This is a genomic window from Peribacillus sp. SIMBA_075 (genome assembly GCF_046534585.1).
Genome location: NZ_JAWRYN010000016.1, coordinates 44967 through 61366, shown reverse-complemented (window position 1 = coordinate 61366; position 16400 = coordinate 44967). Strand labels below are relative to the sequence as shown.

Annotated in this window: 13 protein-coding genes and 2 pseudogenes; 1 reads left to right on the top strand and 14 read right to left on the bottom strand. The window is 33.5% G+C overall.

The window, feature by feature from the left end; translation table 11 throughout:
• Positions 1-78: 78 nt before the first annotated feature.
• The 13 genes and pseudogenes from SB775_RS13910 to SB775_RS13850 all read right to left on the bottom strand — a co-directional run bounded on the left by SB775_RS13910 (position 79) and on the right by SB775_RS13850 (position 14773).
• A pseudogene (locus tag SB775_RS13910) lies at positions 79-1172 on the bottom strand (IS3 family transposase).
• Positions 1173-1635: 463 nt separating this feature from the next.
• Positions 1636-2760, bottom strand: coding sequence for a glycosyltransferase family 1 protein (locus tag SB775_RS13905; RefSeq protein WP_410861924.1), 1125 nt, complete (start codon positions 2758-2760; stop codon positions 1636-1638).
• A 5-nt stretch (positions 2761-2765) separates the two neighbouring features.
• Positions 2766-4133 carry a phenylacetate--CoA ligase family protein gene (locus SB775_RS13900; protein WP_410861923.1) on the bottom strand — a complete coding sequence of 456 codons (1368 nt, stop codon included), beginning with the start codon at positions 4131-4133 and terminating at the stop codon, positions 2766-2768.
• Positions 4134-4329: 196 nt separating this feature from the next.
• Entirely contained in the window at positions 4330-5640 is a 1311-nt protein-coding gene (locus SB775_RS13895; protein ID WP_410861922.1) for a nucleotide sugar dehydrogenase, read from the bottom strand.
• Between the two features lie 3 nt (positions 5641-5643).
• Complete coding sequence (locus tag SB775_RS13890) at positions 5644-6768, bottom strand: glycosyltransferase family 4 protein (RefSeq protein ID WP_410861921.1); 1125 nt, start codon at positions 6766-6768, stop codon at positions 5644-5646.
• Between the two features lie 31 nt (positions 6769-6799).
• A complete protein-coding gene (locus SB775_RS13885) occupies positions 6800-7690 on the bottom strand; it encodes an SDR family oxidoreductase (RefSeq protein ID WP_410861920.1) in 891 nt (296 codons plus the stop codon).
• Between the two features lie 14 nt (positions 7691-7704).
• Entirely contained in the window at positions 7705-8331 is a 627-nt protein-coding gene (locus SB775_RS13880; protein ID WP_410861919.1) for a sugar transferase, read from the bottom strand.
• Between the two features lie 41 nt (positions 8332-8372).
• Entirely contained in the window at positions 8373-9389 is a 1017-nt protein-coding gene (locus SB775_RS13875; RefSeq protein ID WP_410861918.1) for an NAD-dependent epimerase, read from the bottom strand.
• Between the two features lie 70 nt (positions 9390-9459).
• Positions 9460-10322, bottom strand: a pseudogene (locus SB775_RS13870) (UTP--glucose-1-phosphate uridylyltransferase).
• An 18-nt stretch (positions 10323-10340) separates the two neighbouring features.
• The gene (locus SB775_RS13865; protein ID WP_410861917.1) at positions 10341-12161 is read right to left on the bottom strand and encodes a polysaccharide biosynthesis protein; all 1821 of its coding nucleotides are present in this window, start codon (positions 12159-12161) and stop codon (positions 10341-10343) included.
• Between the two features lie 302 nt (positions 12162-12463).
• Positions 12464-13228, bottom strand: coding sequence for a tyrosine-protein phosphatase (locus tag SB775_RS13860; RefSeq protein ID WP_410861916.1), 765 nt, complete (start codon positions 13226-13228; stop codon positions 12464-12466).
• Positions 13229-13371: 143 nt separating this feature from the next.
• A complete protein-coding gene (locus tag SB775_RS13855; protein WP_410861915.1) occupies positions 13372-14049 on the bottom strand; it encodes a CpsD/CapB family tyrosine-protein kinase in 678 nt (225 codons plus the stop codon).
• Positions 14050-14101: 52 nt separating this feature from the next.
• Positions 14102-14773 (bottom strand): YveK family protein, encoded by a 672-nt coding sequence (locus tag SB775_RS13850; RefSeq protein ID WP_410861914.1) that lies wholly within the window; start codon positions 14771-14773, stop codon positions 14102-14104.
• Positions 14774-15207: 434 nt separating this feature from the next.
• Between SB775_RS13850 and SB775_RS13845 the strand changes: the two genes are divergently transcribed.
• Positions 15208-15507, top strand: coding sequence for a helix-turn-helix domain-containing protein (locus SB775_RS13845; protein WP_410861913.1), 300 nt, complete (start codon positions 15208-15210; stop codon positions 15505-15507).
• A gap of 170 nt (positions 15508-15677) precedes the next feature.
• Here SB775_RS13845 and SB775_RS13840 read toward each other — a convergent pair whose 3' ends face one another.
• Entirely contained in the window at positions 15678-15899 is a 222-nt protein-coding gene (locus tag SB775_RS13840) for a hypothetical protein (protein WP_410861912.1), read from the bottom strand.
• Positions 15900-16400: the final 501 nt, after the last annotated feature.

The window sequence follows — 16400 nt, the reverse complement described above, 5'->3', positions numbered from 1 at the left end:
CAATTTTTTTTATTTTTTTCTATGCAAATCACCTTTAATGTTCGTATTTCTATCTTTTGGACACAAAAAAGTTAAATCTTAAGCTGTATTCCTAATTCGATCTTCAATGGCTTGTGGGGTTTGATAGCCCAAGCTGCTGTGAATTCTTTTTCGGTTATACCAACCTTCAATAAATTGGAACATCGCTAGTTTAGCTGTTTGATAGTCTAGATACGTGGTTGGCTTCTTCCTTTTTTAATGGGGCATGAAAGGATTCAATACAGGCATTATCGTACGGGCAACCTTTCTGACTAAAAGATTGCTTAATATGATGGTTTTGGATATGTTGAGTAAACTCACTGCTTGTATATTGTGAGCCAAGATCCGTATGAAGAACTAAGCCCTCCGGGGGCTTTTGTGATAAGTGTGCGTTATTGAAAGCTTTTATGACCAGTTCTGTCGTCATTGAACGAGAAAATGAATACCCTACTATTTTCTTAGAATGAAGGTCCAATACCGAAGCTAAATAACACCATCCGTCTTTTAACGTGTGGATATACGTAATATCAGCTACCCATTACTCATTAATGGTTTGAGTAGTGAAGTTTCGTTTTAGCAAATTATCCAATTGAATAACCTTTTCTTTAGATGGATAGGAACGGTATTTTTTCTTGGTAATAGAACGAATTCCCGCCTTGTTCATTAAACGTTGAACACGCTTTAGACTGAGGGAAAACCCTTTGGTTAATAAGGTTTCATGAATCTTTGGAGCCCCATATCGTCCTTTGCTTTCCAGGTAAATAAGATGAATTTCCTTCGTTAGTTCTATGTTTTCCTGTTCGCGATTTGATACGACTATTTGAAGGGATTGATAATGGCTGCTTCTTGGGATTTCTAGTATTTCACACATCTTCTGTACGGGATATTGTTTCTTGTGTTCCTCAATAAATTCGGTAAGATCTGTCTCGGTTACTTTTTCGCGAATATGGCCATAGCCTTTTTTAAGATTTCAACTTCTTGCTTTAACCAAAGGTTTTCCTTCTGAATGGCGGCTATTCCTTTGGAGTCATGGACTCTTCCCCTAAACCAATAGGGGTAAATTCTTTAATCCATTTATAAATGGTAACTTCTGATACGCCATATTCGCCGCTTAATTCTTTGACCGAATTACCCGAGTGATAAAGATCTACAATAGTTTTTTAAAATTCATTATTATATTTTTTACCTGTATTCTTACGTTCCAAGACGGACACATCCTCTCAAAAATCATTGTAAGGACTTAACTAAAATGTGTCCATGAAACTATACTAACTCCAAAGTTCCTTCAGAAAAAGACATTAATTTATCATAGTTATATAACCTCATAACGAGGTGTTTGTATAGCCTGGTAAAATAAATTATTGTTTGATTGAAAATCATAAGAAACACCACGGATATCACATGATTATATAAAACATTTGATGATCATATTATCTATTTGATTTAGAATCTACATCTATTTAATATATTTAAGGTTCCCTCTTTATATTTTTCATTAAAAGGAGAAACCCAATATTAAATGATGAAGTTTAGAATTGAATACTACCTTTGAAATAGTTGAAAGAGGTTGAGTTATTCGTATTTATATATATTGAAAAAGGAATAGATTCTAGTAAATTAATAAATACAGTTTGAGTAAAACTCCTCTAATTTCCTTGAATTATTTTTTATATCAAATCCCGCATTAAGAATTTCATTATAAGTATTTCTTCTATTATAGCCATTGGAATACTTTAATACTTCACTTGCCCAAAATTCTGGGGATTGATTTAGAGAAATAAAACTAATATAATCAGTTATTTTAACTTCAATAGGCAAAACATCTGATGCTATAGTCTTAAGTCCAGCAGCCTGTGCTTCTAAAGCAACTATCCCAAAACCTTCAAATAAAGATGGAAATAAAAAAGTATCGAACATCATCATTAATTTATTTATATCACTTCTTACGCCTAAAAATTTCACATGGGCACTTAATCCTTCTTTTTCTACCTTTGCAATAATTTCAGCCTGAAGTTCTCCTTCACCTACTAAGCACAAAATCGTATCAGGTTTCTTGAGAAAAACCTCTTTAAAAATGTCAATTAGAAATATATGATTTTTTTGAACGTTAAATCTCCCTATATTTCCAATTACAAAGGTATCTTTTGAAATTCCAAATTCTTTTCTTAATTTATTAGCAATGTTTTCATTAAAACTAAACTTGATGGCATCTATAGAATTGTTGATTATTTGAACTTCTCGGTTTTTTTCTCCAAATAGCCAATCTCCTGCTTTTTCACTACATGCAAAGAAGTGTGTAGAATTTCTTTTAATGAATAAGGAATTATATTTTTTATATAAAAATTGAAAAATGTTATTACTATTTATCTTAAAGTCAGCAATATGACTATGGGCTATTCTAATTGGAATCTTATTTTTCTTCGCTATTGGCAAAAAAAATCCCGCCCAAGTGTTCATATGACAATGAACAATACTATATTGATTATTCTCTTGAAAAAATACATCTACATTTTTTTTAAAATTTTTCAATCCTATTTTCTTAACATGAGGAATGTTATGTATATTGCCACCTAATGATAATATTTCTTTATCATAAAAACCAACCTCTTCTCTTGTTACTAAAAAGTCAAACTGTATTTTTGATCGGTCGATTTCCCTGTATATATTCATCAAGAAACTTTCTATTCCTGCAAGATTCATAACACTTACAATATGAAGAATTCTTATTGGTTTTTTATTCATATCTCTCACCTTGTCACTACATTATTTACAATCAATTTATACTTACCGCTTTTTTCTCGTGGGATTTCCTCAACTATTTCTATTTCTATCCTCATATCATTTCCAAATTTATGTTTAATTTCATCTATCAACATAGATTTATACTCTTCTTTAAAATTATTATCAACTACCATTCTAACAACCATGTTAGTTAACGAAGATTGGATTAACTGAGCCTTAGCAATTGCATTAGGAATATTCTTAAAAATGTTAGAAACATTTCCTAAGTAAATTTTAGCCCCTTTAGTAGAGTAAAGGAAATCGACAGCTCTTCCTTGAATAGATTCTATTAATGGTGTCTTTAAACCACAATCACAAGAAGTGTTATTATCCTCAAATGTCATGCTATCACCAATTTTATAACGGATAAGAGGTGTTCCATAAGTTGTAAAACTAGTGATCAAAATTTCATTTGAATTTTCAATATTTTCTATTATTCCTGTTGAGATATCATAATGAAGTTTACCACTTTCACATTCCCATACAAATGGGGCCCCTTCTGAAGAAGCATACTGGTCTCGAATCTTACTATTAAAAACTCTTTCAATAACATCACGATGTTCTTGTGTTACAGTCTCAGAAGTAGGGAAGATCGCTTTAGGTATGAATTTTAATTTAATATTATTTCTTTCAATATACGACGCAATATCATAAATAGAAGATATAAAACCATCTATTGATTCCGGTTTATATTTATTTAAACTCTCAATATAATATGGGATATTTTCTTCGGATATATAAAAAGAAGAGTAAATCATTTGTTTAATAGCAACATTATATCTCCAAAATTTTTTTTGTTTTTGATTAGGAGGGATAATATGTTTTCCGTTAAAAGTTGCTCTCTTCATCTTAATATTCATAAAACCATGAATTGCTTTAAAGTAATCTAATGTAGCCATTCTTCTTTGATTATCTTCTTTTTTATAATAAACTGTTAAAGACTTCCCTGTAGTTCCTCCTGTATTAGATTTAATGGCTTTTCCTTTTGGTATTGTGATTATATCTTCTATATTTTGTCTGACCATTTCTTTAGTTACAATAGGAAGTTTTGTTAAATCGTTAATATTTTTAAACTCTGTAATATTAACTTCTTTATACAATTCACGATAAAAGCGACTATTTTTTGATGCATACTCAATTAACTTCATCACTTCTTCAAATTGCTGTTCTTCTTGTTTTTTCTTCGAAAAATTATTAAAGCTATTAAGGAAATCTAAGTGTTCATAGTAATATTCTCCGAATCGTTCTTTTTTTATTTTATAACCATACATGGTGGCCATAAAATTTTGAATAAAAATAGGTGAATTATCATAAATCCCTTGATATTTCATCAATATCTCACTTCCTGTAGTAATTATATCAAATAATAAAAATAGACTATCCCTTGGATATAACCCTTATTTTAGTTTAAAAACTATCCCCACATCTAATCATCTAGGTATTCATAATTATATCTGAAATCATTCAAAATGCTCTTTTCGTTCATATAGTCTTAATTACTGTATAAGCCCATTATATTTTTGTAGCTTGTTATAGCCTCCAGTATAAATAGCTGGTATCTTCTGCCTCTTTTCTATTAAACATTCCCTTAACATCTATCAAGACTGGTCTATGGTTCCAGTATAACTTTCTAATTTCGCTTAGGTTCAAAGATTTAAACTCATTATGTGGAACTGCAAATATTAAGGCATCCATGTCTCTTACTTCTTCAACGGAGCATAGATTGATTTTATATTCATGCCATAAATCTTCTTTGTCTGCTATAGGATCCACTACAGTTATATCAATGCCATATTCCTCTAGTTCATTGATAATATCTATAACCTTGGTATTCCTTACATCAGGGCAATTTTCTTTAAATGCAATACCGAAAATCGCTACTTTTGCACCTTTAATTTGCTTATCTGCTTTAATAAGGTTTTTTACCGTATTTTCAGCTACATACTTTCCCATATCATCGTTTATTTTTCTACCTGAAAGAATTATTTGAGAATGATATCCCATTTCTTCTGCTTTATAAGTAAGGTAATATGGGTCAACACCAATACAATGCCCGCCAACCAGACCTGGGTGAAAATTCAGGAAATTCCATTTTGTTCCAGCTGCTTCTAATACTGCCTTAGTATCTATTCCCATTTTGTTAAAAATAATAGAAAGTTCATTCATAAAAGCAATATTGATATCTCTTTGAGAATTTTCTATAACTTTAGCAGCCTCTGCTACCCTGATACTCTCAGCTCTATGTACACCAGCTTCAATTATCATTTCATATACCCCTGCTATATTCTCTAGTGTCTCTTCATCCATACCAGCAACAACTTTTACTATACTCTCAAGTCTATGTACTTTGTCACCAGGATTAATTCTTTCTGGAGAGTATCCTACCTTAAAGTCCACGCCACATTTCAACCCTGATTCTTCTTCTAATATAGGCACACATATTTCTTCAGTAACACCAGGATAAACAGTAGATTCAAATACAACGATAGAGCCTTTAGTCAGATTTCTCCCAACAGTTTTGCTTGCGCCTTTGATTGGTCTTAGGTCAGGAGTTTTGTCGACATTAATAGGAGTAGGAACAGCAACTATGTGAAACTTACAATCTCTAAGAAATTTCTCTTCCCAAGTGAATTCGGCTGATGATTCTTTTATCGCTTGATTACCAACCTCTTTAGTAACATCAATTCCTTTAATATAATTTTGTACCTTTTCTTTTGAATTATCAAAACCAATAACATTTACAACTTTAGCAAATGTTATGGCTAGTGGCATCCCAACATAACCTAATCCGATAATAGAAATTTTCTCTTTTTTTTCTTTGATCTCATCATATAAACTCATTTATTATACCTTCCCTTTTAGAAGTAAATTCATTGTTTTTAATATCACTTCATTAACTTTATTTACATCAAATTTTTCTTTACATATCCTGAGGCTTTCTTGTCCCATTATCTCTGCGTCTTCTCTGTGTTCTATCATCCAAATCATTTTTTCAGCAAGTTTATTAGCATTTTTCACAGGAACTAAGAAACCATTAATTCCATCAACTACTGTCTCTCTACATCCAGGGGCATCTGTAGTAATAATTGGTCTGCCAATGGCCATTGCCTCAAGGACACTTTTAGGGGTACCCTCGTGGTAAGATGGCAACACATAAACCGTTGATTTTTCCAAAAATGGTCTTACATCGTCTGTAGGTCCTAAATACTCAATTATTCCTTGATTAATATATTCAGATATCTCTTCTTTTTTAATTGCTGTTGGGTTCGTGTCAAAATAGCCAACTATCTGTATTCTTGCTTCAGAATATTTATTTTTCACTATTTTTGCTGCTTCTAAATATTCTATTATTCCTTTATCTCTAATGATTCTGCCCACAAATAAGAATACTGGAAATTGAGTGATTGGTTTGTCTTTAAATTTTTCTAAATTAACACCTGAACCATTTATCATTACTATTTTTTCATTTTGTATCAGACCGGTGTTTTTCATCTCATTACAATCATCTTTGTTTTGGAAAAACACATTATCGCATAAATTAAAAGCAAATTTATACTCTGTCTTAAGAATAGCTCTTGCAATACTTCTTCGATCATTATTGCGAAAGACAGAACCAAGTCCTCCCATTAAGGCAAAAATCCCTTTTACTCCTACTAGCTTAGCTGCTATACAACCGTATATAATAGTTTTTGCTTGATAAGCAAATACTTTATCTGGCTTTTCCTTTTTTATTTGTTTAAGAATAGAGAAAAAACCATTAATATCTTTTATTGGATTCGTCCCAGTACGCTCTATTCCTTGAATAGAAACATATTTTATATTGCGTTCTTTAAATTTATGTCCCCATTCTTCCACTGGTTCAGGAGCAGCTGCTATCACTTCATGGCCATTATTAATCATTGCTTTCATCATATCTTCTCTAAAATAAAACAAAGTAGGAGCATAACTTGATAAAATCATAACTTTCATAAAAGAGGCCAACTTTCATTTTTAGTGTTATTTATTCTCTTAATCTTTCAAACTCATTTATTTCTGCTTCTATTCCTTTTTCAAAATCCATAGGGGTATAGTTAAAGTCTTTAGTAGCTAACTCATGACTATAAGCCCGATTCTCTCCCATGCGAAGGACTTTTTCAACAATATCAATTTTACCAAGAGATAGAATCTTGATTATGCCTGCAACAAAAGAACTTAACCTTAATGAAACAGGAATAAATAATGTTTTTTTATTTAGCTTATCGCTTATCATAGAAAGTGCTACTTTCATACTAATTGGCTTATCACCAGATAAATTGTATTGCTTATTAGTTGTTAATTCAGGATTCATTAAGACATCATAATAAGCTTGTCCTAAATCTCTAGCATTCACAGGTTGTATTAACCCTTTCCCACTATCGATTAATGGATAAATTTTCATTTTATTTATCATTTGTATAAACTTACTCATATTATGATCACACATGTCACCATAAATCATAGTAGGTCTCAATATTGTTAAATTCAATCTGTTCTGTTTGGCAATTTCTAATACTTCCGACTCTATCTTAATATATTCATTTGAAGCATCTTTAAATTTCGAATAAATACCCGTGGTATGGACTAAAATTGCTCGTTCTATTTTATTAGCTATAGCTGCTTGTATAATCCTGGGAGAATGATGAATATTATAGATATGCATAACTGTATGAATATCTTTCATGATTTCATTTGTGAAATTTACGTTGTTCAAGTCTCCGACTACGATTTCAATATCAAGACCACTTCTTTTTAATATGTCAACATTACTATTTTCTCTTACTATGCACCTTAATCGGTCTTTGTAGTTATTTTCCACTAGTTCCTGAAGAAAATACCTACCTGTATGTCCTGTAATACCTGTAACTAATAGCATAATTCCCCCCTACTTTAACTATGAATTTTTTTCTTAAGTTCAGTTTTTACTTCACTATTCCCCTCTTTAACTCCCTCGCTTCTAAGCACACTAAATACTGTCTTAAAAAAGATCTTTGTATCAAAGCTAAGACTAATTTTTTTAACATATTCTCCATCAAGTAACGCTTTAACTTTTATTGGTAGTTCGTCCCTACCATTTACTTGAGCCCAACCTGTTAGTCCTGGATATATATCATTAGAGCCATATTTATCTCTTTCAGCTATTAAATCATACTGATTCCATAGAGCAGGTCTAGGGCCTATAATGCTCATATCACCTTTTAGAATATTAATAATCTGAGGTAGTTCATCAAGACTTGTTTTCCTTAAAAACTTCCCACTTTTAGTTATAAATGCATCTGGGTTCTGTAACAAATGAGTAGGCATATCCTTAGGCGTATCTGACCTCATTGTTCTAAATTTAAGTATATAAAAATGTTCTTTATTTTTCCCTACACGCTTTTGCTTGAAGAATACCGGTCCCTTAGAGTCTAATTTTATAATTGCAGCAAAAATTAAAAAGATTGGCCAGAGAAAAACCATTGCAGTCAACGCAAGTATAAAGTCTAAAGACCTCTTGATTATTGGATAAACTTTCACGTAAACACCCTTCCTCAAAAACCTAGAAAATTAATAAATCATTATTTGTTAATCTTGTAATACTCTATATACCAATCTATAAAATTACCTATTCCATTTTTAATAGAAGTCTGTGGACGGAAATTTATATCCCTAAATAAATCCTCTACATCTGCATATGTTTCAGGAACGTCCCCTGCTTGTAAAGGCATGAAATCCTTCTTAGCTTCAATACCTAATTTACTTTCGATTGCCTCAATGAAATCCATTAATCTTACTGGATCATTATTACCAATGTTATAAATCTTATATGGTGCATAACTTGTTCCTGGGTCAGGTTTTTTTCCGCTCCATTCATGATTTGGTTCAGGTGTTCTTAATGTTAATCGGTATATACTTTCAACAATATCGTCAACATATGTGAAGTCTCTCATCATTTTACCGTTGTTAAATACCTTAATTGGCTCTCCATTGATAATGGCCTTAGTAAACAAGAATAATGCCATATCTGGTCGGCCCCATGGTCCATATACAGTAAAGAATCGTAACCCGGTAGTTGGAACCCCATAAAGATGGCTATACGTATGTGCCATTAATTCATTTGCTTTCTTTGTAGCAGCATATAAACTGATTGGATGATCAACATTATCATGTACTGAGAAGGGCAAACTCGTATTTGCTCCATACACTGAACTCGACGATGCAAAGATCAACTGCTCCACTTTATGGTGGCGGCTGCCTTCCAGAATATTAGTAAATCCAACTATATTGGATTCAATATATGCATGAGGATTTTCTATACTATAGCGGACACCTGCTTGCGCAGCTAAGTTAACTACAATTTCAGGCTTATAACTAGAAAAAACAGAATTCACTGCTTCTCTGTCTTCTAATGCCACTTTTTCAAAAGTAAAGTTTTTCTGATCTTGTAGGATTCTAAGTCGTGAATATTTTAGATTTACGTCATAATAATCGTTCACATTATCCAGCCCAATTACTTGAAAACCTTCTTTTAATAATCGATTTGAAAGATGAAACCCAATAAATCCAGCAGCGCCTGTGACTAAAACTTTTTTCATTTCACTTCTCCTTTTTTCTTTATGTATTTGGAATTCTTCCATTTTTGTTTTAAGGATTATATTCTTTGTTTTAAATATTAATTTTATCAACCAAGTTACTTTCACCAATTAGGACTACTTCTTTTAAATAAGCAATGATTTCATTTTGTAAAGCAAACTCAATCTTAGTTTTCACAAATCCAGCTCTTTCACCAACATCATACCTTTTACCTTCAAAGTCATAAGCAAATACATACTGCATTTGATTTAACTTTTGACGCGCATCCGTTAACTAAATTCCCCTGCCTCACCCATTTTTTGCTAGTCAAGCAAACTGAAGATTTCTGGAGTAAGAATATTTCCTTCCATTATGGCTAATTTGGAAGGGGCTGTTCCTAGTTCTTGTTTTTCTACAAAGTTTTCAACTTGGTAAAGTCGGCCATCTTGAAAAGCAGGAACTATTATCCCATAGCGATTCGTTTCTTCCTTAGGCACAATTTGAACTCCAATAATTGAATTATTTGTTTCTACACTGATTAATCAGCTGCTTTAAGCATGGAGTATCACTCTGATAAATATCATCACCTAAAAGTACAGCAAATGGCTCGTCCCCAATAAATTTACGTACGTACCATACAGCGTGTCCTAATCCTTTGGCCTCCTTTGTCTAATGTAATGAATATTAGCAAGGCAAGTAGGGTATTGTACCTTATTGAGTAGTTCCATTTCCCCTTTTCCCATTAGGTTTTGTTCGAGTTCTTGAGCATAATCAAAATGATCCTCAATCGCACGTTTGCCTTTCCAGTTACGATGATTATATCTTCTATTCCTGATGCAACGGCCTCCTCCACTATGTACTGGATAGTAGGTTTATAAACACATAGCTTTTGAAGCTGGCAAAAAACGAGTACCCAAACCATCGGCAGGAATTATTGCTTTTCTGACTTTCTTCAATCATATTCCTCCTAATATCTATTTCGCTGCTGAGAAAGCTTTATTCTTTCTCCTATTAGCTAAATTTATAACGAATTCTTTAAGTTCCATTATGGAAAAATCATCATAGGAGTTTAAAAGATACTGTATCTCTTCTTCCTGTTCCAGTACCGCTTTTCCTATAAAAATCTTAGGGAACACAGCTTCACTATGAACCTCTTTCTCCCCTAATAGTTCTTCATACATCTTCTCCCCAGGACGGATTCCTGAAAATTCAATTCCAATTTCGTCTATGGAATAACCTGATAACTGAATAAGGTTTGTCGCTAATTCTACAATTTTAACAGGTTCACCCATATCAAGAACAAAGATCTCCCCACCTCTAGCCAAGGAACTTGCCTGAATGACTAATCTGGATGCTTCAGGTATAGTCATAAAATACCTTGTCATGTCTGGGTGTGTGACCGTTACTGGTCCACCTGCTTGGATTTGCTTTTTAAATAAAGGAATGACACTCCCTCTGCTTCCTAATACATTTCCGAAGCGAACCGCGACAAATTTTGTTGTGCTATTTTTAGCTAACTGCTGGATGATCATTTCAGCAATGCGCTTGGTCGATCCCATAACGTTTGTTGGGTTAACGGCTTTATCGGATGAAATCATCACAAATGCACCTACACCAAAAGTATCTGCCGCTTCTGCAACATTCTTTGTACCAAAAACGTTATTCTTAACTGCTTCACGTGGATTATATTCCATAAGCGGCACATGTTTATGTGCAGCCGCATGATAAACAACGTCAGGTCGGTACGTGTCCATCACTTCAAAAATTCTTTCTCGGTCCTGAATATCCGCGATGATAGGTATGATTTCTATTTGATTTGCATAGAGCTTTTTCAGTTCCATATCAATCTGATAAATACTATTTTCTCCATGTCCAAGGAGAATAAGTTTGCCAGGTGAGAACCTGCATATTTGACGGCAAATCTCCGAACCAATTGAGCCTCCAGACCCAGTAACTAGGATGGTCTTGCCTGTTACATATTCAGATATACTGGTTATATCTAATTCGACGGGTTCTCTCCCTAGAAGATCTTCGACTTCCACTTCTTTAAACTGATTAACATTTACTTTCCCTAACATAATATCTTCAATCATCGGCATGATTTGTGTTTTGGCACTCGTTTTTACACATTCATCAAAGATGACCTTTAATTCTTTCTTACTTAATGAAGGAATCGCAATGACAATATTATCTATATGGTATTTTTCCACCATTTCAGGGATATGTTTAGAGTTACCAACAACGGGTATTCCTAAGATGTCTAACTTATTTTTCTTAGGATCATCATCAATGAATGCTACTGGTTTAAGCTCCGTACCATGATTATTAAGAAGTTGACGTACAACCATGGTTCCTGCCGATCCTGCGCCAATAACCAATGTGTTCCTGGTTTCCTTTTGATTATGTATCAAGCGGTCGCGCAGCATTCGCCACGAAAAGCGGGAACCGCCAATAAGGATGACATGCATCATCCAGGTTAATGCCATGGCTCTTACATAAACATCTTGAAAGACCATTAACTGGATGGCAATAACAGTGATAACCGATAAGCTTACTGCTTTTACAATGGACAGTAATTCCCCAATACTCGCATATTCCCAGGCCTTCTTATACAGTTTATAAATAGAAGCAAAAAAATGATGGCTAATTAATAAAGAGACAGATGTGACCAAGAGCGTTGGTAATTTAAATATATTTAAATACGGATACAAGAATAAATAACTTACATAAATGGCCGATAATACTATTAAGGAATCTAAAAGCGCCAGCAGTGTTAGTCGTTTTCGGTAGGCCAACCACATTTCCCCCTCTAATAAAATGTCGATATACTTTCTATTAAATACAGTATTAATGCATTGTATTCTTTTTCACATGATATTATTTTTTAATATCATGATGAATGAAGCAGTCCTTATTCCCTTTTAAATGCCCTTATTGATCCTAATGACTATTTTGCTGTTTTTAAACCAGGAACTTCCCAATTGGAAGGTGGTTTATCCCTCTCCTTAATAAGTCGTTCCAGCAACAAAAAACCTAAAAATTTTAACATGGAGACAAATTTTTTTATGATGTGTAGGCCTCTTAATTATCTTTATTCTTAGAAGATTCCAAATATTTTTCTTTTAAATTGTATAGGTTTATCAATTAAAGGACTTTGTCCCTTTATTAGCAGTTCAGCATTTTCTTTAAAATAAAATGCACGCTCAATTCCATGTGTTTTTGTGATGGTTGCGTAAGCCTCTTGAAGGCTGAAGTTCCTAGAGCCTACATTATGGGCATCGGTTGCAATGAAATGAGCACAATTATGTTCTATAATTCTTTTTGAAAAAGACTTAATATTCTTCCCAAAGAGTCCGATAATACTACCAGAGGTAAGTTGAGTTAAGGCACCCTCCTGGACCAAATCAAATAAAAGTTTATGATTCTCGATCAATTCCTTATTTCTCTCCGGATGCACGATTATCGGTGTTATTCCTTTAAGCAGCAGCTCATAAATCACTTCTTGTGTGTATGTAGGGACCTTTCCCGATGGAAGCTCTAGCAGCAAATATGTACCATTATCGTCTAACGTTAGGATCTCTTCTTTTTCTAGTGAAGTAAATATGTCCCGGTGTATTCTTACTTCCTGTCCGAAATGAATGGTTAGAGGAATATTGTCTTGTTGTAAACTCTCATTTAACCTCACTGTATGGTCAATGATGTCACTCTTCACATTTACATATTTCCCATTTAAGTGATGTGGCGTTGCAAATAAATGGGTGATTCCTGCTTCCGCCGCTTTTTTTGCCATGATCAAGCTTTCCTTCATGTCCGCGGATCCATCATCAACTCCTGGGAGAATGTGACAATGTATATCAATCAAATTTCACACACTTCCTTTTAACAAATTGGGGAAATAGGCTTAATAACTAAGAAAATAGATAGGAATTAATACCCTGAATAATCGTAGCATATTAAACTACCATTAAACAGGGTGTTATTTTGTCGAATTTTGTCTTATTTTCTTTAAGATTGATAGTAATAATAATTGCTGTTATCAGTTTCAACGCCATTTAAAACGACTCCAAGCAAGGCTGTATTAGCTTTCACTAAAAGTTCCTTTGCCTTCACTGCGCTTTGTTTGTTTGTTTTGCCGCTTGACACTACCATAATCACGCCATCACATTTATTGGCTACAATCTGGGAATCAGGCACTATCAGAACGGGCGGTGTATCAAAAATGATATAATCATACATTTGTTTAAGTTCTTCAATGGCTGTTTCTATCGCTTTTGAATTTAGTAATTCCGAAGGGTTAGGCGGTATTGGACCGCTTGTTAGAATTTCCAGATTAGGCACATTCGTTTTCAATAGTGCTTTTTCTATGCTTATTTTCTTCGTTAGCACACTCGTAAGCCCCTCTATATTACTGAGACTAAAGGCATAATGTACGGATGGTTTCCTTAAGTCGGCATCCACAAGCAGAACTTTTTTCTCCTCCTGTGCTAGCACGATAGCGAGGTTTGCAGCTGTGGTCGATTTCCCATCATTAGGCTCTGCTGAAGTTACCACAATGGTTTGTATGTCTTTGTCCACTGAGGAAAATTGAATATTCGTTCTAATTAATCGATATTGCTCAGTGATAGGTGACTTAGGATTAGTCTGTGCAATCAAATTCACCTGTTTTTTATCTTTACTTCTCAAAAATCCCGCTTCCTTTCATATGCTTCTTTTCTGGGTAGCCTTGATTATGTATTTATGAAATCCTTTGAATCGATCCAAGGATGGGTAATTCTAGGAGCTTCTCAATATCAGCCTCGTCCTTGATCGTATTGTCCATATACTCAAGGAGGAATGCCAAGCCGACACCAGCCATCAATCCGACCACCACCGCAATAACGATATTCAATAATGGATTAGGTTTTACAGGAGCAGGATTATCCTTTATTTCTGCCTTCGCAAGTATGCTAACATTGTCGACTTTCATAATATCCTTGATTTCCTTTTGGAAAATTGAAGAAACCGTATTGGCAATTTCAACTGCCTTGGCTGGATTAGTATCTTGAACCGTTAATGAGAAGACCTGCGAATTTTCTTGACTATTTATGGTGATTTTTTCACTAAGTTGATCTACGCTTTGGTCTAGTTCAAGCTTCTCAATGACCTTCTCCAAAATGGCAGGGCTTTTTATGATCACACTGTATGTATTGATCATGTCGATATTAGAACGTATTTGAGTCGAGTCCAATTGGTTTTCCGATTGTTTCTGATTAACGAGGATCTGTGTTGAAGATTGGTAAACGGGTGTTAATAAGAAATAAGAAATTGATCCGCTAATCAAAGCGGCAATTAATGTCAGCAGCATGATCAGCTTCCAACGCTTCTTTAATGTTTTAAAAATATCTTTAATACTAATAGTTTCTTCCATTTCATCCTCCTGATATGTTAAAAATGACCTATTCCATTGTAGCATAATATTACCTATATTTATGTATTTCTAAGGAAATTTACATGAAACTTACAAACTACTTTTTTTATACAAAAGTAGTTTCATTCCCTAAATTTCCCCATATCATATATATATAGGCCATTTTCCGGAATATTCCGACCCATAATTCAATAAATCTAAGTATACACCAAATCCCAATCTTTCTTAGATGATTTTTCAGTTTTGCAAAAATTCCTTGAAAGTACCTAACTAAATGCCTACCAAAATAGGAAAATCCGTTTATTCATATAATTGTGTCAATTATTTTAGTGCCTAGTTATCATTAAAAAGGGAGAAAAAATGTGTAAACTGAAAATAATAGTTTAAAAATCATTTATAACTTTCATTCATTTTAATGGTTAGGTGTGGTCAATATGATAGGTTACCGAGTTAAGTCGCTTAGGGAAGAAAGGAAAATGTCAATTAGTGAACTCTCCACAAAATCCGGCGTTGCCAAATCCTATATAAGCTCACTGGAAAGAAACCTTCAAACAAACCCTACTATTTTAGTCTTGGAAAAAATCGCTAGAATCCTTTGTATTAAAGTTGATGCTCTGCTGAATGAACAAGCAGACAAAGGCATGGATGAAGAGTGGATGGCAATCATGCAGGATGTTATGGGGTCGGGGATATCGAAAGAGGAAATGCGCGAATTCATTCTAGATAGAAAGTGATGTCTCATTAATTAATAGAAATCCATTCCGATTCGAAAACGATAAAAGGGGGAAAAGTTGATATCGTCACTTTTCCCCCTTTTATATGCACTACTTTAACTTAAAGTTTTCCTGCAAAGTCTCGAACCATATGTAATGCCCTTGGTCATTGGGATGGATGTTATCATTAGTCAGTATATCAGCCAATCTAAATTTCTTTTCTTCAGCTTCTTTTCAATTCCCTCTTTGCTATTCATATAAGTCCATTTAATCGTTTTGATGACCTTCTCAGAAGTTTGAATATAATCCAAATAATTCAGCCCTAAACTATTACCCGTTTTACTATTTGCGACTGAGTTTGGTGAAATGATTAAAATTTTTGCATCCGGCAGCTCTTTTTGCAATTTTGACATAATGTTGCTTGTGAGATTGTAAACTAGCAAGATAAAAAGAGAACAAAGCTACTTATTAAAGTAATAGCGTCTATAAAGATATTAATATGATTCGATTTTGTTGTGGGCGCCGATGGCTGTTTAACTAAAAAGAACTACAATTTAAAAAAATAGTTAAAGATGATTTATTTTCTTATATTGGGACATTCCACAAGAGTTGTCAAGGAGGATTAAAGACGAAAATAGTAGTTATAATAGTAGGAGTTTCTAATTTTATCAGCACACAATCCAACTTTCCAACAGAAATATAATATATAACATTGATGGCTATCCATTGAAAGTTTTTATGACTATAAACGGAGATCAATTTATTAGTCTTGTGCTGAAGATTCTTTTAACAATATTTATTTCACTGAATAAGGTAATACAATAACGTATGTTGAGGCAAAAGCTAGGCAAAAAGAATACCGATGGTGGGCCTATATGGACACATGTTTCGATACTGGCAGAATGTAAAACGCA